Raw genomic sequence first — 25891 nt, 5'->3', positions numbered from 1 at the left:
GACTGTCAGTTTGCAACCTTAGCGCGATCGCGGGAACAAGTTTTGCCAATCGCCAGCGCCAAATTCTTTTTGAAACTCGCTTAGCATCCACGATCGCGATTTGCCTTTGCGTTGAGCAATAGTGACGAGATAGCGTTGGTAAAGTCGCTGCTCATCTACAGAGGGATAGTTGCCAAAGGTGGAATTTAGGCACCAGGCATCTTCGGGCATCAGGCCATGCTTGTCATAAAATAGCCGCAACGCAAAATCGGGAGCCAATCCTTCTCGAAAACACTTTTGCCGCAAGCGATGGAAGAAAGCGATTAACTCGGCGCGATCGGGCAATTCCAGCAGTTCGCGAGACTCATTCACCACCTCCACCAATTCATGGGTTTGAATCTCTTCTTCCCTTTCTAGCCAGCGATGTCCACATTCTGGGCAGACCATCACCGATGCCCAGACAATGCGACCGCACGCCGGACACTGCTTTTTAGGAGCCACACCGGGTTCATCGGGTTCTGTGCTGGTGGGCAACCGATAGCCGTAGATGTCTTCGGGGAAGCCTAGCCGCTGAAGATTTCCCGCCTGATCTAAAATGATACCGTGGGTTTTTCCGGTTTTGGGCGAGATTCGCATAACGCGACCAATTTGCTGCTGATGCAGAGCGCGAGATTGGGTCGGACGCAGCAACAGCCCCACTTCAACACTGGGTTCATCAAAGCCAATACTGATTACATTACAGGAAGTCAACACTGTCAAACTACCGTCTCGCAGGCTTTTGTAGAGCTTGTGCCGCTGTTTAATCGGCGTGTTGCCGTCTACAGTATCGGCGGGAATATGGTTGGCACGAAAGGTTTCGGCGACGTGCTGGGCGTGTTCCACATCTACGCAAAAGGCAATCGTGCGGCGATCGGGGGTAAGGCGATGCCATTCTTTGACTACGCGTTCGACCAATTCGGGGCGATCGCAGGCATGTTTTAGATCTCGTTCATCAAAATCTCCGGCGATCGTTCGCACTCCAGCTAGGTTAATTGGGTCGGGCATTCCGTAATATTTCATCGCTGCCAGAAAGCCCATCCGCTGCAGTTCTGAGGGAATGGGGGAAGCCACCAGGGTTTCCATATGGTCGCCCAATTGCTCTTTACCCAACCGATAGGGAGTCGCTGTTAACGCCAGATGTACCGCCTTGCGATGGGTTTCATACAGCAATTGCTGCCCCACCTGACTAAAAATTGTGGTGTGCCCTTCGTCATACAAAATCACGTCGGCGTGCCAGGTTTGCCACCAAGGTCGCTTCAGCATGGTTTGCACACTGGCAATCTGAATCGGTGCAGTCGGATCTTCTTTCCAACCTGCTTTGATAAAGCCGCACTCTAGTCCAAAGTCGCGCATTTTGTCGTAGGTTTGTCCGACTAAGACGTCCAGATGCACCAGAAACAGCAGCCGAAATCCTCTGGCGCGGGTATGGGCGCAAATTTGCCCCGCAATCACGGTTTTTCCGGCTCCCGTTCCTGCCACGATCGCCACCCGTCGATAGCCTTGACTCAGCTTTTCGTAAACCTCTTTAACAACCTTTAGCTGGTAGGGGCGCAGTATCGGCAGTTTGGACGCTTTATCAGAAACAGGCAACATCAACAGCGATTATTCTAGACGACAAACCATCGCGATCGTCTGCTGAAACGGTGAGCGATCGCTATTCGATAGTTTATCTGTTCCATACCCTCTTTGTAGAATAAACCGCCTTAAATACTTTCAGTGAATGGATAGGAGCAAGATTGGCGGTTTTTTCAAAAACATCACCGAGTGCGAGGCAGACATTTGAACCTGAAGTCATCGGGGGTACAGTCCCTCCTGGGCTTTGCATGTATTAATGAGACAAATCGCTCTATTGCTTTCGTTGTTTCAAGCTATTTCAACAAACCCATCATGACTGCACCACTTCGTTCCTTAGGAGTTCCGCCCAATGCCTGGATGGTGGATGCGGCGATCGCCGACATCACGCGATCGCCCTTGGAATCCCGCCCCATCACTGTGCCGACAGAGACTAAAACCCTACGGTTAGATCTGGCAAAAACTGCCATTTTGATCATCGATATGCAAAATGATTTTTGCCATGCTGATGGTTGGCTGTCGCACATCGGCGTAGATGTAACCCCAACCCAAACGGCGATCGCACCCCTGCAAAAATTATTGCCCGTGCTGCGGCAGGTTCGAGTGCCCATTGTTTGGGTGAACTGGGGCAACCGTCCTGATTTATTGAATATTAGTGCAGCAGCTTTGCATGTCTACAACCCCACAGGCGATGGAGTTGGGCTAGGCGATCCTCTTCCCGCCAACGGCGCGCCCGTGCTGATGAAAGGGAGTTGGGCAGCCGCCGTAGTAGACGAACTAGAGCAAAAGCCCGAAGATATTTGCGTAGATAAGTACCGTATGAGCGGATTTTGGGATACTCCGCTCGATAGTATTTTGAAGAACTTGGGTCGAACGACACTGCTGTTTGCGGGAGTGAATGTCGATCAATGTGTAATGGCAACCCTGCAAGATGCAAACTTTTTAGGGTATGACTGCATTTTGTTGAAAGACTGCTCTGCGACGACATCACCAGACTATTGCTGGTCAGCAACGCTCTACAACGTGAAACAATGCTTTGGCTTTGTGACAAATTCAACTGAAATTTTGCAGGTAATTGGTAAATAGTTTTGAGTGAAGCACTCAAAGTTTATAACTTTCAATTTTTAGGAGAATTTCTATGAGTGCTGCAAGCTGTGTGATTCCAATTATCAAGTCGCCTGGTGACTATCAAGCGTTTCGGATTAGTCCGCAGGATACGAACCGATTGGCGATCGTGTTTGATCCGCAAATTGCCAACATGTCCCTGACTTTTTGCGTTGAGATTTTTGATGAAGGCGGCAAAACGCCGCCGAACCGTCATCAACTTGCAGTAGAAATGTTTTTTGTGCTGAAGGGAGAAGGCACGGCAACCTGTGATGGTAAGTTGATTCCACTGCGAGCGGGGGATAGCATTTTGGTGCCGCCCACAGGCATTCATGAGATTTGCAATACGGGTGCTGGACGGCTATATGCGCTCTGCATTATGATTCCCAATGAAGATTTTGCTGAACTGATTCGCAGTGGTGTTCCCGCAGAACTGGATGAGGAAGATATTGCAGTGTTGCGGAGATCGCCCACCCATTCATTTCTGTAATTGCGCTTGATCAAGCACCCCAGATGGGTCAAATCACCTCAATGTTAACTTCAACCTTTTTGGGAATGTCATACTTCAAAAACAAGGGGTAGTTAATTCAGCACTTTATGCATATTCGACCGTATGTCGTGCAAGACACAGCCGCGATCACGACCCTATTTCATGACACCATTCATCACATCAATAGCCGCGATTACACCCCAAATCAAATCAATGCTTGGGCACCGCCCGATCTCAACATTGATTTTTGGGTGAAGCGCCTGAGTCAATCCATCACCTATGTTGCTGAACAGGATTACATTGTTGGGTTTGGAAATCTGGAATCGAACGGTCATTTAGACTGCTTTTACTGTCACAAAGATTTTCAGGGAATGGGTGTGGGTAGCCGATTACTCGCAACCCTTGAAGCCGTAGCGCGATCGCAGGGAATTCAAACTCTGACGACAGAAGCCAGCATCACAGCGCGATCGTTTTTTGAGGCGAAAGGATTTCGCCTGATCACTCCCCAAACCGTTGAACGCCGAGGACAATCTTTCCTGAATTTCGTCATGGAAAAGAACTTGATAGACAATAAAAATGATTTTGAACATAGCAAGGTTTACCAACGTCCGGGTTGAACGACGTGGTATGTTAGCGGTTGCCAACTTTACTGCTTTTGCATCTCTGGAATGACTGAAACCGCTCTCCCTGCTTTGATTCAACAAATGCTGCAATCGGGGTTTTATCCTCACCCGGTGACAGAACCGATTCAACTGGTGCAAACCCATGTCTCCTACATTTTGCTGACTGGAGACTACGCTTATAAGGTAAAGAAGCCGGTTAACTATGGCTTTCTGGATTTTTCCACCTTGGACAAGCGAGAGCATTTTTGCCATGAAGAAATTCGGTTGAATCAGCGCGGTGCCGCAGAACTGTACTTGGAGGTGCTGCCCATTACCGAAACAGCAGGACAGTTTCGCCTGGGAGGAGCCGCCGAAGCAGTAGAGTTTACCGTGCGCATGGAGCAATTTCCAGAGGGCACGTTGTTCACCGATTTGTTTGCTCAGGGCAATCTGACCGCAGAATTGCTGGTGAGATTGGCAAAAGAATTAGTCAACTTTCACAACAAAGGCGCAATCACCGACTACATTCGCAGTTTCGGAGATGTAGCACAGATTCGGCAGGCGATCGACGAGAATTACGAGCAAACCGTTGGATACATTGGGCGATCGCAGACTCAGCAACAGTTTGATCAGACTCGTCACTATACTGATCGCCTGTTTGCCGAACAAGCCGACCTGCTTGCCAGCCGTGTGCAGCGCAACTGGATTCGTGAGTGCCATGGCGATGTGCATTTGCGAAACATTGCTTTGTGGAACGACAAAATTCTGCTGTTCGACTGCATCGAGTTTAACGAGCCATTTCGCTTTGTCGATATCATGTTCGACATCGCCTATATCATCATGGATTTGGATGCGCGAGATCGCCCGGATTTAAGCAACATATTCTTGAATGCGTATATTGAAGAAATGGGCGATTGGGAAGGATTGCAGGTGCTGCCGCTCTACCTGAGTCGTCAATCCTATGTGCGCGCCAAAGTTACCTCCTTTTTGCTAGATGATCCCACCATTCCCGATGCGGTGAAGCAAGAGGCAACGGAAACCGCTAAACGCTATTTCCGTTTGGCAGGGGACTACACGCGATCACCTCTGGGCACGGCCAGCGAAGAGCACCGTGGACAGATTTTTCTCATCAGTGGACTGTCCGGATCGGGCAAAAGCACTGTCGCTCGACTGTTAGCACAAAAAATTGGAGCTGTATACATTCGCTCTGATGCTGTACGGAAGCATTTAGCAGGTTTGCCCCTGATGGATCACGGCGACGCTGACCTATACACGTCAGAAATGACCCAACAAACCTACGATCGCCTGCTGCACTTGGGCATTACCCTGGCAAAGCAAGGCTATCCCGTAATTTTGGATGCCAAGTATGATCGCCAGGTGCTTCGCCAAGCGGTGATGCATGCCGTTGAAGCTGCCAATGTAGAAGATTCCACCCATCCCCTTTCCCTGAAAATCCTCCACTGTACCGCCCCCTTAGATATTCGCCAAAACTGGCTGCACCAGCGTCAGGGTGATGTTTCTGATGCCACCGCCGATTTACTGCCTACACAGAAGATGGAACCCTTCACGGATACCGAGCAAGCGATCGTCCAAACTCTCGATACAACCCAAGATTTGGAGGCACAATTAAAGGATTACAAGTAACGAAAGACGAGTTGCAATCTAAGTTTTATTAGCGTCAGTGGAGCTGTGCGCTTTTACGTTTTTTCTATTCCCTGACTCCTGTTTTTCCATGGCATCTCAACCAGACGCTTCTGCGAGAACGACGACCGGCGCACGCCTGTTTATATTCGCGCTGTTGAGCTTTTATTTTTTAGGATACACACCGTTTTTGAGCATTAGCTTAGGGGCGATCGCGGGCGTGTGTGGCGGCTTTATTGCCTCCTGGTGGAATGCCAAAGAAGATTACATAACCGATGAATCAGCCCAGCCTTTAACGGCAGAAGAAAGCGCTGCGATTACGGTAGCCCAGCCACGCTCAAGGCGGTATGGCATGGGCGTAAAACTCGCAAGACAATCTCAAGCAGCCCGTGCTAAAAGGCGATTTGGCTGGCTTTTTCGTCGTAATCGCTCTTAGGTTAAGAACTGAGGGCTAAGGAATAGTGCAACCGCCGGGTGTGGCAGCATTGAACGTGGCTTCAGTAATGTTGGTCACGGTTCCGGCTCCAGTAGTGGCGACTGCTACTCCGCCGTTGTTTGCGCTGAGGGCAGCGCTATTGACAATGCGATAGGTCATACCAAATCAAAAAATGCCTGCGACAGATAGTGCATCTACAATAAAGCTAAAGCCAGTCAGAGAAGCAACGGTTTTGGTCGTTAAATCGGCAATCAATTTGTCCACTTTCGTTTGTAGTTGAGTTAGGTTCTTGAACAGTGCCCAGCGCAAATCCTTCTTCAAGTGCTGCCACAACCGCTCAATGGGATTCAACTCAGGGCAGTAAGGCGGTTGAAACAGCAGCATGATATTGTCTGGAATCACCAGGTCTTTGGCTTTATGAAAGGCTCCGTTATCGACTTGGAGGATGTTGAGGCTATCTGGATAGGCTTGCGAAAATTGGTCGAGGAAAAGCTGATAGCATTCACTATCGACATGGGTAAATTGCAAAAAGAACTGCTCTCCGGTGGTCGGTTCCACCGCACCATAGATCCAAAAGGCTTTGAACTGCCATTGCCAACTGCCTAGTGGTTTGACTCCTAATACGGAATTGAGTAGGGGAGTATCATTTAGCAAGATGAAAAAGGTACTCTGTCCATGCCTCGACCCCGCACTCAAATTAGCCCTCATCTAGACTACGCAGATCTAACTCAGCGGTATGTTCAGTGCCAAGATGCTGGCGAGAAAAACCGTTGGTTGGTGATTCGATTGCTCAGTCATCCAAAGACTCCGATGAGCATCGAACAAACCGCTGAGATTTGTGGACTCAGTTGTAGTGGAGTGCGGAAAATTGCCCGTCGCTACAACGCCGAGGGTGCGGTCGGACTAGTCAATCGGCAACGCTTGAACCCTGGGGGCAATCGGTTGGCTTTAAGTGATGAACAGCAACGGCTATTGCGGCAACGCTTACAGAGTGCCCCGGATGATGGCGGACTCTGGAGTGGACCGAAAGTTGGGGAGTATATCGAAACCTACTTTGGCATTTGCTTACACCCCTCAACAGCCTGGAAGTATCTACGACGTTTGGGGTTGAGCTTGCAGGTGCCGCGTCCGGTGCATCATCAAAGCGCAACCCTTGAGCAGCAAGCAGAGTTCAAAGCAGGATTAGCAGGTCATGTGGCGTGGTTGCGCTCGTTGTTTCCCAATCGGGAGATTGTAATTTGGGCGGAAGACGAAGCTCGATTAGGCTTGCAACCCATTGTCAGGCGGGTTTGGGCACCCATAGGAGAACGCCCATCAGCGCATCATTCTCGCCGCTATCAATGGGTCTACACCTATGGTTTTGTCCATCCTGCCACTGGAGCGAGCTACTTCCTTTTATTGCCCCGTGCCAATGTCTCCATGATGCAGATGGCGTTAGAGCTATTTGCGGCTCAGGTCAATCCCCATCGTCAGCAGTTGATCATTCTATTGGTTGATCAGGCCGCGTGGCATATGAGCCAAAAACTTCAGGTGCCCCCCGGCATTTTCTTCTACCCGCTATTGCCCTATACCCCCCAACTGCAACCCACTGAATGTGTCTGGTCTTTGCTGCGCGAAGCAATCGCTAATCAAGTGTTTGACAATCTTGATGCTTTAGAGGATGTCTTAGTCAAGCGGTGCCAATGGTTGATGCAGCATCCTGTGATAGTTCAAGGCAAAGTGGGCTTTGATTGGATTCAAGCAATTTAATCTGGTCAAAAAGTACTGCCTTCCGCAATTCCGTATAAGCTCGTGATCAATCGTCCAACTGTCGTTTTCAACCCAAATCGACTTTCATCCTGAGCGAAGTAGCGAATCCGTTCAAACTCCGGTTTTACTAGCGTTGCATACTGTTTGAGCAGAATCAGGTCGTCGCTGAGGTTTGCTTAAAGGCCTCAAGGGCTTCTGGGTTCTGCTTGGCATGAACCGGACGGGCGGCTTTCAACTTCGCACCCAAGCGGTAGCGCACCAGATGATGCACGGTGGCATACTCGGCTTCTACGTTCAAGGTCTCTGATAACCATTGCTGCACTTGTGTGTAGCTGCCAAAGCCTGTTTCAGGGTCATCCAATCGTCGTTGCAGGCTCTTGAGCGCCCACCCTGGAATCACCTGCGGTCGTCCTGAACTTTGGCGAGTTTCGAGCAATCCGTTCAGTCCCGCTTCCCGATACTGGCTCAACCAGCGTTGCACACTCCCCCGGTGCCGCCCGACCACTTTTGCAATCGCACTAATACTCCTGGCATCCGCTAACTTCAGCAAGTACAACACTTGCAACCGCTCTTTCCGGTTTGGATTTGATTGCTGTTGAATCAGAGCTTCTAGTTCTGCCACTGTTTCCTGGATTTTGATGCGAGTGACACCCACCATTGCTGTTGTTCTCCACACGGTAGAACTTAGTCTCCCATTTGTTACTCCCTTTTTTCAATTTGGTATCACACCCGCATCATCAGGGCGCAGGGTGAAGCCGCTACCGGAAACCTGGGTATTTTGGAAAATGTTGGCGCACAGCCGAGAGGTATCGTCGGCGCGGGCTTCCAGGCTGCGGACGGTCGGGTTTCCTTGAGTCAAGCGATTATTGTTGATGGTGGTTGTTAAGGTTGCCGCATTTTCAGAGCGTACCCGAATTGACTCTCCTGCGCTGGCGGCTGTGGTGCTAATAGTGTTGTTGCTGATGGTGAGTTGGAGTTGGGCGTTGTTGTTAGCATCGATTTCAATTGGGCGATCGCTAATCTGCAAAATCTGATTGTTGGCAATTGTCACCACGGCTTTCGCAGGATTTAGAGCAGTGGTGGTAAATTCCAGGTCGATGCCATCATTACCACCCACTGCAACTGACTGCACATCTTGAATGGTGTTATTTGTAATATTCATCGTCACTGCACCACCCGAATTGGATTCCAGCGTGATGGCATCATCGTTGAAGATCCGGCGGATTGTGTTGTTGGTTAGGTTGAGCGTGGCAGTGGGGCGAGATACTGGGTTGGCGATACTGACAATATCAAAGGTCATACCAAATTAAATTGGAGTAGTTACAGATCAGATAAACTGAGGAATGTAGAGGTGATACCAATTTAAACAGTATTCAAGGCAGATAGGGCATCCAGGATAAAGGAATAACCTGTGAGAGAAGCAATTACTTGTGGTGTTAACTCAGCCAGGAGTTGATCGATTTTGACTTGTAGTTGGTCGAGCGTTTTGAACGCAGCCCACTTCAAACTTGCCTTGAGATGTTCCCACAACCTCTCAATAGGATTTAGCTCAGGGCAGTAAGGCGGTTGGAATAACAAGATGATGTTCTCTGGCACCACCAACGCTTTACCCTTGTGAAACCGCCCGTTATCCACTTGCAAGACGTTCAGACTATCCGGATAAGCGTTGGAAAATTCATTCAAGAATCGTTGATAACACTCGGTATCAACATGAGAAAATTGCAGAAAAAAGGACTCTCCCGTGGCAGGTTCAACCGCCCCGTAGAGCCAGAACGCTTTGAACAACCACTGCCACTGCCCAATCGGTTTGATGCCACACGCCGTGATCAATCGTCCCATCAGAGTATGCAGTCCAAAACGACTCTCATCCTGAGCAAAATAGCGAATGGGACGTTCATCCTGCCCCCGGTGGCGAGCATACTGACTCAGCAAGCTGAGGTCGCCCTTGAGGTTTGCTTAAAAGCAGATCGCTGTTCACTATCCTGCTGGCAATTTTGAGGACGAGCAACCTTTAGCTTGGCTTTGAGCCGATAGCGGGTCATTTGGTAGACCGCGTGATACTCCGCTTCTACTCCCAAGGTTTCTGCCAACCACTGTTGTACTGCTCCATAACTTTGAAAGCCGTGTCTCTGTCGTAACCGCTTTGCCAAAGCATCCTCTGCCCATTGGGGTATCACTCGCACTCCCCCCGGCGATTTCTTGATTTCTAGCATCGCCCCCACTCCTCCAGTGCGATACATCAATAGCCAGCTTTGCACCGTGTTTCGATGTTTCCCGACCGCTTTGGCAATCGCACTATAGCACTACGAAAGTACGTTAGGACAGTTCTTAAACGCGGCATCGACACAATCCCGAAAGTTGTCAAATTCATCCCACCGTTGCCGCATCCAGTTTTTGAGCACAAACCACCAACGCTCAATCTTGTTCAAGTCAGGAGAATAGGTCGGCAGATACCAGATCTCATACCAAATTAAATTGGAGTAGTTACAGATCAGATAAACTGAGGAATGTAGAGGTGAGAGTCTAATCATGGCTGGTGTCAGCGCAATCGTAATTAAAGAAAGTCTCGAGGAGTTAGGCACCCGCTTGCGAACGGTTGAACAGCCGATAGTTAAAGAACGATTGCAAGTGTTGTACTGGCTCAAACGAGCGCAAGCACCGAGCATCAGCCAGATCGCGGTTGCAATTGGCAGGCATCGAGGCACGGTGCAAAAGTGGTTAGCGCTGTATCGAGCACAAGGATTAGAGGCATTGCTGGTGGTCAAGCCAACGCCAGGAGGAGGCAACCGGATGATTCCAATGTGGGCAGAAGTTGCCTTAGCAAAGCGATTGCAGGAACCGGACAATGGGTTTGACAGCTATGGGGAGGTGCAGCAGTGGCTCTTGGAGAGTTTAGGAATAGAAGCCCAGTATCATGCGGTCTACCAGATGACCCGTTATCGGCTCAAAGCCAAGCTAAAAGTGGCTCGTCCCCAACACCTCAAGCAGAACCGAGCACAACGAGAGGCATTTAAGCAAACCTTGCAGACGACCTCGATTTGTTGAGCCAATACGCTCGGCAAGTGCGCCAGGATAAACGACCTATTCGCTATTTTGCTGGGGATGAGAGCCGCTTTGGGCTGCATACCATTATCGGGCGTTTGATTACAGCCTTTGGAGTGAAACCCATTGGCTCATGGCAACGGGTGTTCAAAGCATTCTGGCTCTATGGCGCTGTGGAACCTGCCACCGGAGAATCCTTTTTCTGGCAGTTCTCCCATGTCGATACCGAGTGCTACCAATGCTTCTTGGATGAGTTCTCCAAGGCTTACCCCGATAGTCTCAATATCCTGCAAGTGGATAACGGACGGTTCCACAAAGGCAAAGCGTTGATTGTGCCACAGAACATTATCCTGGTGTTCCAACCGCCTTACTGTCCGGAGTTAAATCCAATTGAGAGGCTATGGGAATATCTCAAGGCGGATCTCAAGTGGGTTTCGTTCAAAACGCTTGACCAACTGCAATCCAGAGTAGATCAACTCTTATCCCAGTTAACCCCTCAAGTGATTGCTTCTCTCACGGGCTACCCCTTTATCCTCAATGCACTATCTGTCATTGAAACCATTTAAATTGGTATGACTCCCGCATCGGCGATATCTTCGACCAGGTTGCGATCAATCGTCGCAGTCAGGGTCGCCCCATCGCCCAGATTGAAGTCGATGCCATCACTGCCATCCGTGCCTGTTCCAATTCGGCGGACGATGTTATAGCTGTCGCCGGGTGTGTTAGGACAGATTGGTGATGAACATCAACACCCGTGAGCTTTGTGAATTGACCCTTGTCCTAAGTCTTCCGTCCGTTGCTATACTAGATACGTTAACCGTCATGCTGGCGGGTGCCGCACAGGTGCCAAAGGCGTTATCGGTGAAGCGATCGACGACTGCAAAACTATCGCCCCGGCACAAGTTCACCTCAATGCCATCTACTCGGTTGCCCGATTGCAGGTTATCTTCCGTGACGTTGTTAGAAATGGTGATATTGGCATCACCGCGATTATTCCGAATGAAAATGCCCGATTCCAGGTTTGTATCCGTAGATGTTTGTGTCACATTCCGTACAGTATTGCCATCAATCAGTACGGTACCCAGCGCATTATCCAGCCCAATCCCTTCACCTACCGCTCCGGTAACGATATTGCTGGTAATCCGGGCGTTGGTCGATTCGGTTAAGCTCATCCCACGAGAAGTGGAATTGATCACCGTGTTATTTGCAATGATGGGATTGCTCACCAATTGCAGCAAGATTCCAGTGGTTGCCGTGCTGATTGTATTGTTTCGCAGCGTCGGGTTGGCAATATTAGTGCCTTGAATTCCAGCGGCGTTAGTAGGTGTAATGTTGAAGCCGCTAACGGTGTTGTTATTTGCCAGGATGACCGTTCCTCGAATGGTGGGAGAAGGAGCAGACGGAGTTAGGGCTGGCAGGGTAACTAGTCCAAAGGTGGTGTTCACTGACTGGTTAGTGGTAGCAGAAAAGAGTTGCACGCCATCCACTAAGGTGACATTGCCGCTATTGGCGAATTGGGTAAAGCCGCCACTCTGGTTGGTAACTCCCACGAATACTAGGCTGTTTGGTGAAAACCCAAGGGTTGTCAAATCGGAGGAACTACCTGCACCTGTGTTGATTAAGAAGACTTGATAAGGCTGCCCGGTGCTGGGGTTGATGGCGGTTATGGTATCAGTGATGGTTTCTTCTGTGACTACGATCGCAACTTGACGCTCAATCGGGTGGCTAATCCGCGCTGCCAGTTCAACTGAGTTATCTTCTCGCCGAGTGGGGGGCAATCCGGGGAAGGTGAGACCTACACCCACCCAAGCGCGAGTACCAAATTCACTATCCGATTGCACGGTAAGGTTTACTTCCACGTTTTTTTGGGGACGAGCCACCAAGCGCCCGCGACCTCCCGCAAACCCAGAGAAGTTGTCCCCTGCATAGTAATAGGCTCCCAAATAGCCCCAAACATGTCCGTCTCCCACGGCAAACAGGCGCGTGCCTGCTTCTGCATCTAATCCACGCAGGGCAACTTCAAAATCCTGTTGGCGATCGATGCCCAAGGTGTTCCCTACAATTTTGGCGGTGTTGCCAAGGCGCGAATCGACGACAGAACGAGTGGTGCCGATGGGAAAATAGGCATTGAGGCCTAAGTCTAAATTTGCGGTGAGGCGTTCAATACCAAAACCGATTTGGTCAAAGTTTGATTTGCTAGTGTTGCGGCGATCGTAGGCAAGGTAGCCACCAAAAATTTGGTGGGTCGAGTAGAGAGGGTTCCTCCAATGTTTAGGCTTGCTTTGTATTCCCCGTTGCTCTCCCCTTTCGGAATACGAGAGTGTCACACGATTTAGCCTTGCATCGTTGGAAACCTCCCCCTCACAGAAGCCTGCCTGCGGTTTTCCCGCACAAGCCTCTTCATTGAGCCATTCACCTGCTCTAATAAAGCGACACTAAGCGACCAGGTCTGGGGAGAGGATGCCACGCCAGATAGCGTAGAAAGCTCTCCCAGCGAAAGCTACGTCGTTGACTCCGTCGATTCAGCCATTTGAAGACCAGCTTGTGAACTGCGTCTTCAAAGTGGTAGAGCGCATGACCGTTGTCGGTGACCCCAAAGTAGTTGAAGTGTCCGCGCAGCTTTTGCCCGATTGCTTGCCATAGCTGAGGCAGCTTATGAGCATTGCGTTTTTGCTGCAACCATTGATTGAGGGTGACTAACGCACGGCGAAATCGTTTCTTTGAAGTCTTGCGCTTTAATCGGGCTTTTCCGTTGCGACTCTTGCCCCAGTAATGGGTGAACCCCAGAAAATCAAAGCTGGGGAATTTTCTCCCGTACTTGAGGGCTAGACCCGCTTGCCGCTTGCCGCAGGGAAGAAGTTGGGTTTTCTCCTCATTGAGGCGCAAGCCGAACTTCTCCAATCGCTTGGGCAGAACCCGCATGAATCGTCGAGCATCGTCCTCGAACTCAAACAAGGCAATGCTATCGTCCGCATACCGGATCAGAGCGCAGTAGCCTCGGCAGTGCTGGCGCACAATGGTGGTAAACCACTGATCTAGCACAAAATCCAAGAACACATTTGCAATGACGGGGGAGACTATCGAGCCTTGCGGGCTACCCAATTCATCCTGTACTACGCCGCCTAGGGTTTGGACTCCGGCTTTGAGCATTCGCGCAATCACCTGTAGGAATCTTCTATCCCGAATCCGCAGGGCTAATACCTTGAGGATTTCCTGGTGCGGCATGGTGTCGAAGAATTGAGCCAGGTCTAGGTCTGCAATCCACCCAACGGGTTGCCCCATGACCTCCTGATGCAGTTGCCGCAGGGCATCATGACATCCTTTATGGGGTCGAAACCCATAGGAGTTACTGAGGAATACCGGTTCGTAAATTGATTCTAAGACCCGACGAGTCATCTCCTGAACGATTTTGTCTTCAACGCAACTAATTCCCAGAGGGCGCAAGCTGCCATCTTCTTTGGGAATCTCGACTCGTCGTACCGCTTGGGGTCGATACGACATCTGGTTCAGTTTCCGGTGCAACCCCTGTAGATTTTCCTCCAGGTTCTGTCCGTACTCCGTTTTCGTCACTCCATCGATTCCAGGCGCTTTGTTGTCTAGCGACTGAAAGCAGGCTCGCAGATTCTCCACACTATAGTGGTGTATCAGGGCACTGAAGACAGTCCCTGGTTCTCTGTGAGCCCGTTCGGCTATCCGCTCGATTCCTGTTGTCACCATACTTCCACCTCTGAGTGTGGTTGATGTTGCCTTCGAGTGTTCGACCCAATGTGTCCCCCTTCGCTCCGTGGGCGTTACCCCACTTCTTCACTACTATGGGGACATCCGACTTCCCATGAATCGTTGAGCGTTCTTCCGGTTTGCCGGTTGTGCGGCTCTACCCCCCGATGGAGGAGTTCATGGGACCTCCCGAGTTCCCGACTCTACCTTGATGACGTGCTACGGTCTCCGACCCCGGTGGACCCTCCAGAACCCTGGCAGTTGGCTCTGTTGGTTTTGCCTTCCACAACACGAACTGTGTCGGCATCCACGTGTATGTCTAATTTCGGGGCTCAATCCCTTCACGCTTTCGCATTGCAGCCCATCATCTCCCTGTGTACGCTTCACTGTCCTCGTTGCCGATGACAGCGCAACACTCGGTACTTGGTGCCTTGCCAAGGCTTCCCTGACCAGGTTCTTCCCCTGGTTGGCAGAGCCGAGCTTCGCTCGGCGCACTCGTCTTCTAGACCTGTGGATAGCTCTAAACCAGCAAGCCAAATTCATAGCGATTGATGAACAGTCCAATGACTACATCGTGCAACCAGATGGACTTAGAAAAGCAAATAGTTTTGCGAGCTAATCGCTTGATCCGAGTCCGTAAAGTCAAATGCTTACGCTCAATCGTCTGAGTATTGTGTTTACCAACGGTATGAAACGCTGGCTCCAGATGTCGCTCATAAGCACCCCAGCCGTCCGTATAGAACTGCATAATCCCAAATGGCTCCAACAATGACTTGAGTTCGAGAAAAGCCGTGTCTTGATGGTTCGACAAGACATATGCCAATACTTCGCCTGTTGCATGATCAATGGCGTGCCACAACCAACGTTGCTGTTGCTTGGAGTGGACAAAACGACCCATCTCATCCACTTCTGCCTCTACATCCTCCCATTGGCACAGCTTGACGATGGTTTGAGTCGGTTCAAGCTGGGCTAGACGAGCTTCATTGACTGCTTTGAGATGTCGATCTTTTTTTTAACTCTTCAATCACCGTAGTCGGACTAATCTTCAACACTCGTGCAGTATCTCGGATGCCACTCCCGTTGACTGCCATATCAACAATCTGCTGTTTGACTTCGGGCAAGTAGCCTCGGTAAGCATAGTCTCGAATGAAGGTGCTGCGAGCGCATTCCGAATTACGACATTTATAACGTTGCTTGCTCTCCTCAGAGCGACCGTGCTTGACCACGTTATTGCTTCCACAATCAGGACAAAGAACAGGTTCTAAAACCATGCTGTAAGTTCACGGGTAAACGCCTGTCTGTATTCTCGCATTTCCACAGGTCTAGAACATTACCCGATGCGCCAAAACGACATTGCCGCTGAAGGTGCCGTTGTCGGTGGAAAGCAGTAAGCGTCCATCTAAAAAGGTCAGGTTCCTTCCAGGCTGTTGGTCTAGGGGAAGAAATCCTTCAAAGTGAACGTAGGGATCAAAGCCAGCACCGTCAGACGTGTAACGTAGAGAACCACGCGGTTGAACCCGCAGTAAACTTGCAGCAGATTTTTCTTGAGCCTGGAGCGCTTCGTCCGCTCCTAACCATACTGCTCCAGCTAATACCAGCAGGGAAAAAATTGTTCTCATGACACCACTTCTTAACACACCACATGGAGAGCACAGTGCTAATTCCACCCTGTTGGAGGATGTGGTTTTAGCACGCCTTCTCACGGTCTAATGGTATGAGGTTCAGGTTAAGGCTAGTTAAAGTAAACCTTAAAGGCTTTGCTAAGGGGGATGCGATCGCGCTGGATTATAGCACTACGAAAGTACGTTAGGACAGTTCTTAAACGCGGCATCGACACAATCCCGAAAGTTGTCAAATTCATCCCACCGTTGCCGCATCCAGTTTTTGAGCACAAACCACCAACGCTCAATCTTGTTCAAGTCAGGAGAATAGGTCGGCAGATACCAGATCTCACATCCTGCTTCAGCCACCAGTTCAGTGATGTATTGAGAGCGATGAAAACTGGCATTGTCAATCACAATGACATCACCGGGTTGCAATTGAGGTAACAGACATTGCTCTAACCAGATTTCGAATAAGTCTCGGTTGCACGAACCTTCAAAGGTTAGTGGAGCAATCAGCTTTCCTTGACAGAGTGCGGCAATCCAACTGACGCGCTCAGTTCGTTTACCCGATTTGAGCGCGTGGAAGCGTTGCCCAACCTTGCAGTAGCCGTAGGCATAGTCCTCTCGGTTATCAATGCCTGCTTCATCAACGTACACCACTTGAGCCGTTGGTTTTGTCTTCAAGCGTTCCTCAAACTCTTGACGCTTGAGGTCATCGCGTTCTTGATAGCCGTAGGTCTTTTTTTTCGACTTAATCCAAGTTTACCTAACGCATCACTGATGTTTTGCTGACTCACCCCGTCTCCCCACAACTTCGCCATTTCCCCTTGGCTCTTGCCGCCATGCTCTCGGACAAACTCACGAAACCGTTGCCAATCTGTGATTTTATGTCTACATCCCTGCTGATAGTGAGTAATCGCTCGGCACTCTCCTGTTTGCTCTTTTCGCTTCAGCCACAGGTCGAGGGTGTTACGACTGATGTTGAACATCTGACTCACATGACTTTTGCCTTCTCCGCGCTCAACTGCCGCGATCGCTTTTTGGCGAAGGTCATCGCTGTAGGGTCCTGGCATGGGCAATTTCTCTATGCACTCTCATCCCTATGATATGTCCTAGCACTGATTTGTAGCGCTATATTCGCCAGTTTCTAGTCTTTGGGAATGGATTACGTTTCACTGCGATCGCAGTCACCCAAAAGGTTGCAGACCGACTTAATCGCGCATTTGCTATCAGGCTCACACCAATGTACAAGTAGCCAATCACATATTCGGGTGGGGTGACAAACTCCAAAATCAGCGCGATTGCAAATAGATCGCCAATCAAGCCATACGTTGAGCGCAATCCAAATAGGAGCATAAGTCAATTGCTGAGTCCTCTAGTCAGAGTTAGCAACAGATTTTTACTGGCTAAACCGCCGCATGAATGGTTGGCGACGAGGGAATATCAGTCATTCCAGGTTCCCGCCAAATAGAGGTTATTGGTCCATACTTGGACACACAACTACCTTAGTTAACGGATGAAAGCTGGTTGCTAACCACCATTGTCTTTTGATCAAACACCAGTTTGCCGTCCGCCACATCAATCATGATGGTGTCACCTTCGGCAAACGTATTTTCCAAAATTTTGGTGGCGATCGGGTTTTGCAGTTCGCGCTGAATCGCCCGTTTGAGTGGACGAGCGCCATAGGTTGGGTCGTATCCAGCAGCAGCAATGTGGTCTTGAGCGGCGGGTGTAATTTCCAGCTTCAGTTTTTGATCCGACAGCATTGCCTGAATTTTGAGGATTTGTAGCCCCACAATCTGACTCAGCTCGCCGCGACCCAAGGCATGGAAGATGATCAGATCATCAATCCGGTTAAGAAATTCTGGGCGGAAATGTTTCCGTAGGGCAGCATTGACGCGCTTTTGCATTTCCTCATAGCGATCGTCATCGCCCGATACATCCAGGATGAATTCGCTGCCAATATTACTAGTCATGACAATGACGGTATTGCAGAAATCTGCTGTACGCCCCAGTCCATCTGTAATTCGACCATCATCCAACATTTGCAGAAATATATTGAATACGTCAGGATGGGCTTTCTCAATTTCATCCAATAGCACTACAGAGTAGGGTTTGCGACGAACCGCCTCAGTCAGTTGTCCGCCTCTTTCCGAATCTACATACCCTGGAGGAGAACCCACGACCCGCATGACAGAGTTCTTCTCCATGTATTCCGACATATCCAGCCGAATCAAGGCGTCGTCCGAGTCAAACAGAAATTGGGCGAGGGCACGCGCTAGCTCAGTCTTGCCTACGCCAGTAGGTCCCATAAATAAGAAAGAACCAATGGGACGACCCAGATCTTTCATGCCTGCACGGGCGCGACGAATGGCGGCAGACACGGCTTCCACCGCTTCGTTTTGACCAATCACACGCTCATGCAGATGCGTTTCTAACTGCAACAACTTTTGCCGCTCCGATTCCAACAAGCGATTTACAGGGATGCCTGTCCAGCGGGCAACGATTTCAGCAATGTCAGCCTCGGTGACCTGTTCTCGTAGCAATGCCGAGCCGCGAGCCTGAACTTCTAAGAGTTTTGCTTCTTGGGCTTCGCGATCGCGCTGCACTTTTTCTAACATGCCGTACTTTAGTTGGGCAGCAATATTTAGGTCATAGGCGCGTTCTGCTTGCTCAATTTGCACCCGCAGTTTATCTTCTTCTTCTTTGAGCTTTTTGATTTCTTCAAGTACGTGCTTTTCGCCTTGCCACTGGGTGCTGAGGATTTCTTGCTTGATTTGCAGATCCAAAATCTCTTGCTCAATTCGATCCAGCCGCTCTTTGGAGGCGCGTGTGGAAGCCAACATTCCCAGTTGTCCTTCCCCTTCCAGGGAAAGCTTTTCCATTTCTAGCTGCATTAAGCGGCGATCAATGGTTTCCAGTTCTACAGGCTTGGAGGTAATCTCCATTTTCAGCTTGGCAGCCGCTTCGTCTACCAGATCGATCGCTTTGTCAGGCAAAAAGCGATCGGCAATGTAACGTGATGACAAAGTGGCAGCAGCAACGAGAGAAGAATCAGTAATCTTAACCCCGTGATGCACTTCATAACGTTCTTTCAAACCGCGCAGGATGGAAATGGTGTCTTCCACGCTGGGTTCTTTCACCAACACCTGCTGAAACCGGCGCTCCAAAGCGGCATCTTTTTCAATGTATTTGCGGTATTCATCGATGGTGGTTGCGCCAATACAGCGGAGTTCACCCCTTGCCAGCATGGGTTTCAGCAGATTTCCGGCATCCATTGCGCCTTGGGTAGAACCCGTGCCGATGACAGTATGCAATTCGTCGATGAACAGAACAATTTGCCCATCAGAACTCATGACTTCTTTGAGCACCGATCGCAGCCGATCTTCAAAGTCACCGCGATATTTAGCTCCGGCAATTAATGAACCCATATCCAGCGCAATCAGCTTGCGGTTTTTCAGCGATTCGGGCACATCGCCATTGATGATCCGCTGTGCCAATCCCTCGGCGATCGCGGTTTTGCCAACTCCTGGTTCACCAATCAACACCGGGTTATTCTTCGTCCGGCGAGACAACACCTGCACCACGCGGCGAATTTCTTCATCACGCCCAATCACGGGATCTATCTTGCCTGCTTTTGCCTGTTCAGTCAGGTCACGCCCATACTTCTCCAATGCACCATAGCGAGATTCGGGGTTTTGATCCACGACTTTCTGGCTACCACGCACCTCTTTGATAATCACCTCTAGCTTTTTAGGGTCAAGCTCGTAGGTCCGCATCAATCGCATCCCCAAACGGGGATCAACCACAAACCCCAGCAGCATGTGTTCCACCGAGATGAACTCATCCTGAAACTTAGCGCGGGCTTCTTCGGCGCGATCGAGCAGCACATCCAAATTGCGCCCTAAATACAACTGCTCACTGCTGGCTACTTTGGGCTGCCGCTTAGTGAAATCGTCGATCTGCTGGAACAAGCGCTGCGTTTCCGCTCCCGCTTTACTCAAAATCTTTGCCGCCAGCCCATCTTTTTGCTCTAGCAAAGCAACCATTAAATGTTCAACTTCAAGCTGCTGATGTTTGTATCGGCGGACTACATCCTGTGCTTGAACGATCGCTTCCCAAGCTTTGTCAGTAAACTTATTCGGGTCGGTGGGCTGCATTTTGAATAAAGATTTGAGTAGAAATACAAATAATCTGGACTTTCAGTATAGCCGAGCCGCGGATGACAGATGCCGCCGCTCAACTTTCTATCAGCTAATTTACAAAAGAAGCCATTAATAGCAAATCAGTGATGTTTCCCAGTGGATTGATACTTTTGGTTAGTCAATCTTCATGAGGGAGAACAGTAGACAAACTATCAATTTCTGTGCAGCAACCCTCAAAACAATCAAAGGACTTTCTCACAGATCATCTTATGAAAACAAAATAGTCCTGCTATCAACGCTGGCAATTTTCTATAAACATCCGCTTCATACGAAAATCAATCGCTTTTGATAGTTGATATGAAATCCGGGTGTAAACTTACTGCATAAAGTTAGCCTAGAAAGTCCTATGCCCAAACGCCTAACCCTTGAGCCTCATCTCAGTTGTGAAGAATTGGAGGAGCGGTATCGTCAAGCGAAAGAGGGGATCGAACGTAGTCAGTACCAAATTCTGTGGCTACTGGCGAAGGACAAGCGGACGGCAGAGGTGCGCGAGGTAACGGGGTATTCGTTGCGCTGGATACGGGTGATAGCCAATCGCTACAATCGAAAGGGAGAAGCAAGTGTGGGGGATGGTCGGCAGCACAATTGTGGAGCCGAACCTTTACTCGATGAAGTTCAACAAGCCCAACTCCTGCAAGCGATTGCAACGCCTACGACTGAAAACGGCTTGTGGAATGGACGCAAGGTTGCCGATTGGATGAGTCGAGTGCTCGAGCGTCCAGTGTCGCCTCAGCGAGGGTGGGAATACCTCAAGCAGATGGAGTTTCGCCTGCGAGTGCCGCGCCCTGAGCATCAGCAGCAAGACCCGCAAGAACAGGAAGCCTGGAAAAAAAACTGCCCGTGCGAGTAGAGCAGTTGCGTCAGCAGTATCCTCAGGCAGAGATTCAACTCTGGGCAATGGATGAACATCGAATCGGTCTCAAGCCCGTGCTGCGGCGCATCTGGGTGCCTTGGTGGGAAAACCCAATTGCTAAAGTGCAGTGGCGTTATGAGTGGGTCTGGGTCTACGGTTTTGTTCATCCTGCCTCCGGCGAGACGTACTGGTGGATCATGCCCAAAGTCAACATCGACTTGTTCAATCGAGTCTTAGCAGATTTTGCTCAGCATTTTGGATTGGGTCAGCACAAACATGTTTTATTGAGCGTTGACCAAGCGGGTTGGCACACGAGTGACAAGGTAGTATTACCCGAAGGTTTGCACCTGGAATTTCTCCCCCCCTATTCACCTGAGTTACAGCCCGCAGAACGCCTGTGGTCAATTTTGGATGAACCGATTGTAAATCGTATCTTTGAGAAGATTGAAGACCTTGAACAAGTACTCTGTGACCGCTGCTGTGCACTGCTTAAACAGCACGAATTTATTCGAGGTCTGACTCATTTTCACTGGTGGCAGGAAGCTAATGCTTAACGATAACTACTTAGCCGGATTTCATATGAGTACTGAAAGTTTCAGTGATCTGCTGGCGCTGAGTTTCAGCCTTACTTGCTGACCAAGCCTCAACAGGCTGAAGCGCCATCTGCATAATTGAAACATATTCTGACCGCAGCGAAATAATTGATGGATCGTTAATAGTTGCTGATTGAAGTTGATCGAGATCTTGCTTAATCTCAGTGAGCTTGCGCTCTATTTGCGGATTCCTATCTGAATTTGATAGGAACAACCCAAGCATTTGTGCATCGGAACTGGCATTCGTTGCCAGCTTATAGATGTGTTGGCATTCTGTGTCTGAACCTTCTTTAGTTGTTGAAATATTAATGTCGGCTGACCCAGAAACATATACGCCAGAATTAGCATATGATTCAACTTTGACTTTTTCTCCACAACTCATTAGAGCCAGACTGAATACAGTCATACAGCTTAAAGTTGAGAATTGATTGATCTTCATTTCCTATATCCCTAGAGCACTCGCCCAGTTGGGTTAAAGACATACCTTGCCCAGGCGATGCTAAGAGCTAACTTTTGTAGTCGTCTGCTGTTAGTAATCTTCGCACTGTACAAGATTAGCGAATAGTAAGAAGTCAACTTAAAAACCATGAAAAAGCCCGGTTTGACCGGGCTTTTTCCGAGTTAATTTCGTAAGTGATTGCTAGCTTACTTGACTTCACAGGTTAGTGGGCAAGCTGCATAGACTGAATAATTTTGGGGATTAGACTGACCACTTAGCCAGGGTAACCAGGTGACATCACTCGGATGAGTTCCCTTCAAGGTCAGCATCGCTGCCACAATCATTACCCCAATTAGCTGGACGGTGGTGAAGCTGCCTACAATCATCACAAGACTGCTTCCTGGCAAGATTTCATGCAGCACCATTGCCAGCAATGAACCAACCGTGACGATCAATATTCCAATTGGAAACCCGGCGATTAGCAAGCATACAGTCAAAATTCCAGTCCATAATAAAAAGCTTTTTAACATCAAGCCATAGTTTGATTGGCTGATAGTTTGACTCTGGGGAACTGCCATGCTGGACTCCTTAAATTAAAAAAATTAACTAAATTTGAACAAAAAACAGAATGCTGTGCAAATACCACCCGATAAATTTGGATGGCTTCATGAATTCATATCAGTTTATAGAAGGATGATTGAAAGCTGAGATTTTCCCGAAAAAGATCACATGTTTTAGCAAAACTTAATCAATGCTTTTTTTTACTGTTGCACCACTTGTTTCAAGGTGGCTACAAACGATGGATAGGAAATTGCGGCTGCTTCTGCCCGATGTATTGTGGTTGTTCCTTTGGCAGTGAGGGCGGCGATCGCAAGGCTCATAGCAATTCGATGATCGGTGTGGCTATCTACTTCAGTTCCAGTTAGGGGTGTTCCACCTGTAATCTCCATGCCGTCGGGGAGTTCGGTAATGTTGGCTCCCATTTGGTTGAGCTGAGTTGCCATTACCGTAATGCGATCGCTCTCCTTGACTCGTAATTCTGCTGCATCTCGAATGATGGTTGTGCCATTTGCAAACGTCGCCGCCACCGCCAAAATTGGCACTTCGTCAATTAATTTAGGAATCAAATCACCGTTAATCGTGCAAGCTTGCAGTGGCGCACCTTGCCCTTGTCGATAGCGTACTCGTAGATCTGCCACTGGTTCTCCAGCTACTTCACGCGGATTTTCCTGAGTAATATCTGCGCCCATCAGTGCCAAAGCTTCTAAAATGCCCGTGCGGGTTGGATTCACGCCAACATTTTCAATAGTGAGATCTGATCCTGGAATGATTGCTCCGGCAACGAGCCAAAACGCTGCCGAGCTAATATCCCCCGGCACGACAACAGTTTGCCCCCGGAGGGTTGCTGGTCCAATCACCGTGGCGCTACAGGTCTCTGGATCAATGACGATTTCAGCACCAAAAGCCCTCAACATCCGTTCGCTATGATCCCGCGAGAGTGCAGGTTCTGTTACGGTCATTTTGCCCTCTACCATAAGCCCTGCCAATAGGATGCAGGATTTTACTTGAGCAGACGCAATTGGCGATTGATAGTGAATCGGGCGTAGGGTTTGCCCTCGCACGGACAAGGGTGCGAGTGAACTATCCTTACGTCCCCAAATTTCTCCCCCCATTTGCTGCAATGGCTTAACGACCCGCGACATCGGGCGCGATCGCAGCGATCCATCTCCTGTAACCGTAAAAAAACGCCCCGGATGAGCAGCTAAAATGCCTAACATCAATCGCAGCGTCGTTCCAGAATTACCTGCGTTCAGCACATCCACCGGTTCTACGAGTTTCCCCAACCCAATTCCGCCCACGCGGACTTCATCACTATTCAGTGCAGAAATTTCTGCTCCCATTGCCTGAAAGCAACTCGCTGTGCTGCGGGGATCTTCCCCTAGCAGTAAGCCGTGAATCACCGTTTCGCCCTCTGCAAGTGCCCCTAGCATTAGGGCTCGATGGGAAATGGATTTATCTCCTGGCACTTGAATCCGCCCTCGCAGCGAAAGCCCCGAAACCGGGGGAATAATTGTCAGGTGATGATGATATTCCGATTGATTAAGGGTAATTACCTGGGTAACTGCCATGGGGATCGGCTAGACTGCCATCTGAACTGCGATAGTAATCCTACCGCTTAATTACCATGCTGACTCAACTTCGCCGACCAATTCATTTATCATTTAGCTCTGCTGATGGCTTACTGACCTCCAAGATTGAGACGGTTGGTACGCTTTATCAGAAAGATGACAATCGCTATCATCTTGTACTCATAGAGCCGCTGGTGATGGATTTGGGCACACGAGCTCATGCGTTAGAAGCGTCTGCCGTCAGCACGCTTACAACCACCGCAGTTCCTACCCCTCGCCTATTGTGGATCGAGTTTTCTCCTTACCGCGTCTCGATCACCATGCAGGGTAACGGTCAGTTTAGCTACCGCCATCTGTTTGAACCGGGGGTGCTGGGGCTAAGCCGATATTTCTTACAAGATGATTCGCTGTATCCCAATCGTGAGCTGCGGTTACGCAACTTTACCCGAAATCTACATGTGAAAGGGAATCTGTTGCCCTCCTACTTATTGCTAGAGTACGAGCTTCGCTGCGATCGCCTCCAGCTTGGGCAGTACACTTTGAGCCTAGAAATCCACCACTAAAAGTGACTACACCAAACTAAATATTTTTTGAAGAAGGGCGTGAATGCCAAGGTGTTCTCACAAAAAATTAGGGGCAGATTTGACATCCACCCCTTAGCAAACTCTGAGAATTGTAGGCTTTTAAGTTACAGCGGATTGCAGTCAGATAGAGGACAATGAAGGATTACAACGTTGGGTCAAAAATGAAGCCGTATTCCATAGACTTTCGAGAGAAGATTGTAAGTGCTATGGAGAAGGGTGATAGCTCGATCCGAAAAGTTGCTGCCCGCTTTGCTGTCAGCAAGAGTTGCGTCGAGAGATGGATGATTCAGAAGCGCACAGAAGGTCACGTCGTTCCCCATAAGCAGGGTGGTTCGGTGAGTCCTGTGATGGAGCACAAAGACCAGTTAGTGGCGATCTTCGAGAACCAGCGCGATGCGACCTTAGCGGAATATTGTGAGCTACTCTTTGATGAGACTGGGCTATGGGTTAGCCAAAGTACTATGTGCCGAACCTTTCAGAGACTCAATTTACCGCGCAAAAAAAAACGCTCCGCTCCAGCCAAGCCACCAGCGAACGAGTCCAACTCCTGAGACAGGAGTACTGGGCACAGGTGACGAGTATAGAACTCAAAGATTTAGTGTTTCTCGATGAGATGGGTGTTCTACTGGGACTCATGCGAACCCATGCCCGTGCTGCACCTGGGGAACGAGCGTATGACTTCAAACCTTTTTATCGGGGCAAGAAGGTGAGTGTCATGGGCGCGATTACCGTCTCAAAGGTGCTGGCTGTGATGACGATAGATCAGTCGATGGACGCGGTTGTCTTTGAGGTGTACGTCTCAAAGTGTCTTGTGCCTCAACTGTGGAAAGGGGCTGTCGTGGTCATGGATAACCTGCCTGCTCACAAGGTAAAAGCCATTGCACCTTTAATTGAGGCGGTTGGAGCGAAGGTTCTGTATCTGTCTCCTTACTCTCCCGAATTTAATCCGATTGAGCATTGGTGGTCACAGTTAAAGGCTTTCCTAAGACAGTTCTCGCCGACAACCTCGAAAAGGGTAGATACCCTCATTGCCACAGCGATGGATTTGATAGATCCTCAACATTTGCACAACTGGTTTGCACACTGCTGTTACTGTCCCTCTTAACACTGCAA

Annotated in this window: 28 protein-coding genes and 2 pseudogenes; 12 read left to right on the top strand and 18 right to left on the bottom strand. The window is 49.4% G+C overall.

Features of this window, described 5'->3' with window-relative positions:
* Positions 1 to 18: 18 nt before the first annotated feature.
* Positions 19 to 1611 (bottom strand): DEAD/DEAH box helicase, encoded by a 1593-nt coding sequence (locus JOY44_RS14780; RefSeq protein WP_171574423.1) that lies wholly within the window; start codon positions 1609 to 1611, stop codon positions 19 to 21.
* A 294-nt stretch (positions 1612 to 1905) separates the two neighbouring features.
* Between JOY44_RS14780 and JOY44_RS14775 the strand changes: the two genes are divergently transcribed.
* The 5 genes from JOY44_RS14775 (at position 1906) to JOY44_RS14755 (ending at position 5863) form a co-directional block, all read left to right on the top strand.
* Positions 1906 to 2676 (top strand): cysteine hydrolase family protein, encoded by a 771-nt coding sequence (locus tag JOY44_RS14775; RefSeq protein WP_171574422.1) that lies wholly within the window; start codon positions 1906 to 1908, stop codon positions 2674 to 2676.
* A gap of 52 nt (positions 2677 to 2728) precedes the next feature.
* Positions 2729 to 3184: a cupin domain-containing protein gene (locus JOY44_RS14770; protein WP_171574421.1), complete on the top strand. Its 456-nt coding sequence runs from the start codon at positions 2729 to 2731 to the stop codon at positions 3182 to 3184.
* A 107-nt stretch (positions 3185 to 3291) separates the two neighbouring features.
* The gene (locus tag JOY44_RS14765; protein ID WP_171574420.1) at positions 3292 to 3801 is read left to right on the top strand and encodes a GNAT family N-acetyltransferase; all 510 of its coding nucleotides are present in this window, start codon (positions 3292 to 3294) and stop codon (positions 3799 to 3801) included.
* A gap of 51 nt (positions 3802 to 3852) precedes the next feature.
* A complete protein-coding gene (locus JOY44_RS14760; RefSeq protein ID WP_171574419.1) occupies positions 3853 to 5430 on the top strand; it encodes an AAA family ATPase in 1578 nt (525 codons plus the stop codon).
* 88 nt (positions 5431 to 5518) lie between these two features.
* Positions 5519 to 5863, top strand: coding sequence for a hypothetical protein (locus JOY44_RS14755; protein ID WP_171574418.1), 345 nt, complete (start codon positions 5519 to 5521; stop codon positions 5861 to 5863).
* A gap of 15 nt (positions 5864 to 5878) precedes the next feature.
* Here JOY44_RS14755 and JOY44_RS14750 read toward each other — a convergent pair whose 3' ends face one another.
* Together JOY44_RS14750 and JOY44_RS14745 are read right to left on the bottom strand one after the other, a co-directional pair.
* Complete coding sequence (locus JOY44_RS14750) at positions 5879 to 6022, bottom strand: hypothetical protein (protein ID WP_171574417.1); 144 nt, start codon at positions 6020 to 6022, stop codon at positions 5879 to 5881.
* A gap of 6 nt (positions 6023 to 6028) precedes the next feature.
* Entirely contained in the window at positions 6029 to 6517 is a 489-nt protein-coding gene (locus JOY44_RS14745; protein ID WP_171574416.1) for an IS630 family transposase, read from the bottom strand.
* A gap of 21 nt (positions 6518 to 6538) precedes the next feature.
* Between JOY44_RS14745 and JOY44_RS14740 the strand changes: the two genes are divergently transcribed.
* A complete protein-coding gene (locus JOY44_RS14740; protein ID WP_171574415.1) occupies positions 6539 to 7612 on the top strand; it encodes an IS630 family transposase in 1074 nt (357 codons plus the stop codon).
* A gap of 154 nt (positions 7613 to 7766) precedes the next feature.
* Here the strand turns inward: JOY44_RS14740 and JOY44_RS14735 are convergent, their stop codons facing one another.
* The 5 genes and pseudogenes from JOY44_RS14735 to JOY44_RS14715 all read right to left on the bottom strand — a co-directional run.
* Complete coding sequence (locus JOY44_RS14735) at positions 7767 to 8270, bottom strand: helix-turn-helix domain-containing protein (RefSeq protein WP_171573907.1); 504 nt, start codon at positions 8268 to 8270, stop codon at positions 7767 to 7769.
* 54 nt (positions 8271 to 8324) lie between these two features.
* Positions 8325 to 8912 (bottom strand): hypothetical protein, encoded by a 588-nt coding sequence (locus JOY44_RS14730; RefSeq protein WP_171574414.1) that lies wholly within the window; start codon positions 8910 to 8912, stop codon positions 8325 to 8327.
* 62 nt (positions 8913 to 8974) lie between these two features.
* Positions 8975 to 9544: an IS630 family transposase gene (locus tag JOY44_RS14725; RefSeq protein ID WP_171572047.1), complete on the bottom strand. Its 570-nt coding sequence runs from the start codon at positions 9542 to 9544 to the stop codon at positions 8975 to 8977.
* Complete coding sequence (locus JOY44_RS14720; protein WP_197985405.1) at positions 9538 to 9870, bottom strand: winged helix-turn-helix domain-containing protein; 333 nt, start codon at positions 9868 to 9870, stop codon at positions 9538 to 9540. The genes JOY44_RS14725 and JOY44_RS14720 overlap by 7 nt, the downstream gene beginning before the upstream one ends.
* A gap of 45 nt (positions 9871 to 9915) precedes the next feature.
* A pseudogene (locus tag JOY44_RS14715) lies at positions 9916 to 10074 on the bottom strand (transposase); the annotation flags it as partial.
* 67 nt (positions 10075 to 10141) lie between these two features.
* Here JOY44_RS14715 and JOY44_RS14710 point away from each other — a divergent pair.
* Complete coding sequence (locus tag JOY44_RS14710) at positions 10142 to 10657, top strand: helix-turn-helix domain-containing protein (RefSeq protein WP_171573477.1); 516 nt, start codon at positions 10142 to 10144, stop codon at positions 10655 to 10657.
* Positions 10654 to 11220 (top strand): IS630 family transposase, encoded by a 567-nt coding sequence (locus tag JOY44_RS14705; protein ID WP_171571904.1) that lies wholly within the window; start codon positions 10654 to 10656, stop codon positions 11218 to 11220. The genes JOY44_RS14710 and JOY44_RS14705 overlap by 4 nt, the downstream gene beginning before the upstream one ends.
* A gap of 156 nt (positions 11221 to 11376) precedes the next feature.
* Here the strand turns inward: JOY44_RS14705 and JOY44_RS14700 are convergent, their stop codons facing one another.
* From JOY44_RS14700 to clpB, 7 genes are all read right to left on the bottom strand, one after another.
* Positions 11377 to 12981 carry a right-handed parallel beta-helix repeat-containing protein gene (locus JOY44_RS14700; protein WP_171574413.1) on the bottom strand — a complete coding sequence of 535 codons (1605 nt, stop codon included), beginning with the start codon at positions 12979 to 12981 and terminating at the stop codon, positions 11377 to 11379.
* 94 nt (positions 12982 to 13075) lie between these two features.
* Positions 13076 to 14371 (bottom strand): group II intron reverse transcriptase/maturase, encoded by a 1296-nt coding sequence (gene ltrA, locus JOY44_RS14695; RefSeq protein WP_171574412.1) that lies wholly within the window; start codon positions 14369 to 14371, stop codon positions 13076 to 13078.
* 520 nt (positions 14372 to 14891) lie between these two features.
* Positions 14892 to 15642, bottom strand: a protein-coding gene (locus JOY44_RS32850; RefSeq protein WP_415881111.1) for an IS1 family transposase whose coding sequence is annotated in 2 segments (ribosomal slippage) — positions 14892 to 15383 and positions 15385 to 15642 — 750 coding nt in all. Because the reading frame shifts where the segments join, the coding sequence is not laid out codon by codon here.
* 51 nt (positions 15643 to 15693) lie between these two features.
* Positions 15694 to 15990, bottom strand: a complete 297-nt coding sequence (locus tag JOY44_RS14680) for a hypothetical protein (RefSeq protein ID WP_171574411.1) — start codon at positions 15988 to 15990, stop codon at positions 15694 to 15696.
* A gap of 174 nt (positions 15991 to 16164) precedes the next feature.
* Positions 16165 to 17048 (bottom strand): IS630 family transposase gene (locus JOY44_RS14675; protein WP_197985024.1). Its coding sequence is split into 2 segments (ribosomal slippage): positions 16165 to 16719 and positions 16722 to 17048, totalling 882 coding nucleotides; the frame shifts between segments, so codons are not numbered across the junction.
* Positions 17049 to 17106: 58 nt separating this feature from the next.
* Positions 17107 to 17331: a hypothetical protein gene (locus tag JOY44_RS14670; RefSeq protein ID WP_171574410.1), complete on the bottom strand. Its 225-nt coding sequence runs from the start codon at positions 17329 to 17331 to the stop codon at positions 17107 to 17109.
* A 149-nt stretch (positions 17332 to 17480) separates the two neighbouring features.
* Positions 17481 to 20135 carry an ATP-dependent chaperone ClpB gene (gene clpB, locus JOY44_RS14665; protein WP_171574409.1) on the bottom strand — a complete coding sequence of 885 codons (2655 nt, stop codon included), beginning with the start codon at positions 20133 to 20135 and terminating at the stop codon, positions 17481 to 17483.
* Between the two features lie 391 nt (positions 20136 to 20526).
* On the opposite strand from clpB, the pseudogene JOY44_RS14660 reads away from it, so the two are divergent.
* Positions 20527 to 21587: pseudogene (locus JOY44_RS14660) on the top strand (IS630 family transposase).
* A 10-nt stretch (positions 21588 to 21597) separates the two neighbouring features.
* Here the strand turns inward: JOY44_RS14660 and JOY44_RS14655 are convergent.
* The 3 genes from JOY44_RS14655 to aroA form a co-directional block, all read right to left on the bottom strand.
* Positions 21598 to 22065, bottom strand: a complete 468-nt coding sequence (locus JOY44_RS14655; protein ID WP_171574408.1) for a hypothetical protein — start codon at positions 22063 to 22065, stop codon at positions 21598 to 21600.
* A 206-nt stretch (positions 22066 to 22271) separates the two neighbouring features.
* Positions 22272 to 22643, bottom strand: coding sequence for a hypothetical protein (locus JOY44_RS14650; RefSeq protein ID WP_171574407.1), 372 nt, complete (start codon positions 22641 to 22643; stop codon positions 22272 to 22274).
* A 183-nt stretch (positions 22644 to 22826) separates the two neighbouring features.
* Positions 22827 to 24194 carry a 3-phosphoshikimate 1-carboxyvinyltransferase gene (gene aroA, locus JOY44_RS14645; protein WP_171574406.1) on the bottom strand — a complete coding sequence of 456 codons (1368 nt, stop codon included), beginning with the start codon at positions 24192 to 24194 and terminating at the stop codon, positions 22827 to 22829.
* Between the two features lie 56 nt (positions 24195 to 24250).
* Between aroA and JOY44_RS14640 the strand changes: the two genes are divergently transcribed.
* From JOY44_RS14640 to JOY44_RS14630, 3 genes are all read left to right on the top strand, one after another.
* The gene (locus JOY44_RS14640) at positions 24251 to 24757 is read left to right on the top strand and encodes a hypothetical protein (RefSeq protein WP_171574405.1); all 507 of its coding nucleotides are present in this window, start codon (positions 24251 to 24253) and stop codon (positions 24755 to 24757) included.
* Between the two features lie 155 nt (positions 24758 to 24912).
* Positions 24913 to 25329, top strand: coding sequence for a helix-turn-helix domain-containing protein (locus JOY44_RS14635; RefSeq protein ID WP_171571820.1), 417 nt, complete (start codon positions 24913 to 24915; stop codon positions 25327 to 25329).
* Positions 25242 to 25883: an IS630 family transposase gene (locus tag JOY44_RS14630; RefSeq protein ID WP_171571819.1), complete on the top strand. Its 642-nt coding sequence runs from the start codon at positions 25242 to 25244 to the stop codon at positions 25881 to 25883. The genes JOY44_RS14635 and JOY44_RS14630 overlap by 88 nt, the downstream gene beginning before the upstream one ends.
* The last annotated feature ends 8 nt before the right edge of the window (positions 25884 to 25891 follow it).

This window comes from Leptolyngbya sp. Cla-17, from assembly GCF_016807185.1.
Lineage (GTDB): Bacteria > Cyanobacteriota > Cyanobacteriia > Leptolyngbyales > Leptolyngbyaceae > ULC077BIN1.
Note: the sequence above shows the minus strand (reverse complement) of the source record. Positions and strands in the feature narration are given on the sequence as shown.